Source organism: Segetibacter koreensis DSM 18137 (assembly GCF_000374045.1).
GTDB classification, from domain to species: domain Bacteria; phylum Bacteroidota; class Bacteroidia; order Chitinophagales; family Chitinophagaceae; genus Segetibacter; species Segetibacter koreensis.
The window spans coordinates 1-1503 of the sequence record NZ_KB893374.1; the positions used below are offsets into that span (position 1 = coordinate 1).

Genomic DNA, 1503 nt, shown 5'->3' on the forward strand with positions numbered 1-1503 from the left:
AATTATAACATGAGTGAAAAGAGAGATACAAGAACACGTAATTGGACATTTTTTGTTTATCCGGAATCTGCACCTGAAAATTGGAGAGATGTTTTAAACGAGATGCATATACCGTGGATAGAAAGTCCATTACATGATAAAGATGTAGATTCTAATGGAGAACTGAAAAAGGCTCATTGGCACATACTAATATTATTTGCTTCTAAAAAGTCTTATGAGCAGGTTAGAGAGATTACTTTAAGGTTAAAGGCACCAAATCCTCAAAAGGTTATGGATCTGAAAGGTATGGTGCGTTATTTTGCTCATATGGATGATCCTAATAAGTTTCAGTATAGTAAGAGTGAAATAATAGGTCATGCTGGTGCTGATCCTTTAATATATCTTTCTGCCAATTCTGGAGAGAGATATCAATTAATTAAAGAAATGATTAGTTTTGTTAAAGAAAATGATATTGATGAGATTCAAGACTTAATAGATTATGCTATGGAAAATAGATTTGATGATTGGTTTCCGTTACTTTGTGATAATTCAGCGTTTATTATGAATAATTATATTAAATCTATTAGACATAGAATTAGATGAATTTGAATTAGCTAGCCAAAATGGCTAGCTTTTTGCGTTAGCAAAAATAAAGGGTCTGGGATATAATCCCAGCAAGGGTATTTGCAGAACGAAATGAGCGTTAGCGAATGAAGTGGCTAGCAAATACGAAGCTTGCCAAAACTTTAATTAACTTGTGATATGAGAAATACTTTTGACGAGCAAAGAAATAATGATAGCTACTTCAGTAGCGATTGGTGCAGTTGTAACTTGGATTAATCCAAGTTAACAACCAATCCAAATCATTACTTTCGATATCGTGAAGTCAAAAGGAAATTAAATTACAAGTTAATTGAAGTTTGGATTTGATTTATGGATTTTGGTAATCACATTTTTGATTACTGTTTTTGTATTTAATCTTTGGATTTTTCGAACCTAGGGGGGCAACTACGACCCCCCCTAGGTTGGTCACTGGTCAGAGGTCAAAACTCTGTATCCCTTGCGCCTCTAAGGCTGAAAGGGTATAAATCGCGAAACATCAACGGAGAGTAAGGCTCAACCCGGTTTTTCGATAAAAATGCATAAATTTCTTACACTTTAGTTATAAATGTGTTAGATTGTTTTATAAGGGAATTCGTATTTATAGAAAATTGTTGAGGTGAAAAAATATGGCTGAAAAACAAGAAAAAAAACGAATTATGATAACTTTGAATCAAGAAGTTTTTGAAAAAATAGAAGTTTTATCTAAAGAAACAGGTTTAAGTAAATCTGCTTTGATTACAATGTGGGTTAATGAACAAAAAAAGGCATAAAAATAGTCGCCAGGGCAAATGGCGACTAAGAAATAAATTATACTTATAAGTGAGGTAATTATAACATGAGTGAAAAGAGAGATACAAGAACACGTAATTGGACATTTTTTGTTTATCCGGAATCTGCACCTGAAAATTGGAGAGATGTTTT

2 protein-coding genes are annotated in these 1503 nt (G+C 32.7%); both read left to right on the forward strand.

All coding sequences use genetic code 11. From position 1 onward, the window contains the following. Positions 1–582: replication protein (locus B154_RS0123965; protein WP_018616902.1), on the forward strand; the 582-nt coding region annotated here is incomplete at its 5' end. Between the two features lie 626 nt (positions 583–1208). After that, on the forward strand, positions 1209–1352 hold the full coding sequence (locus B154_RS0123970; RefSeq protein WP_018616903.1) for a ribbon-helix-helix domain-containing protein: 144 nt from the start codon (positions 1209–1211) through the stop codon (positions 1350–1352). Positions 1353–1503: the final 151 nt, after the last annotated feature.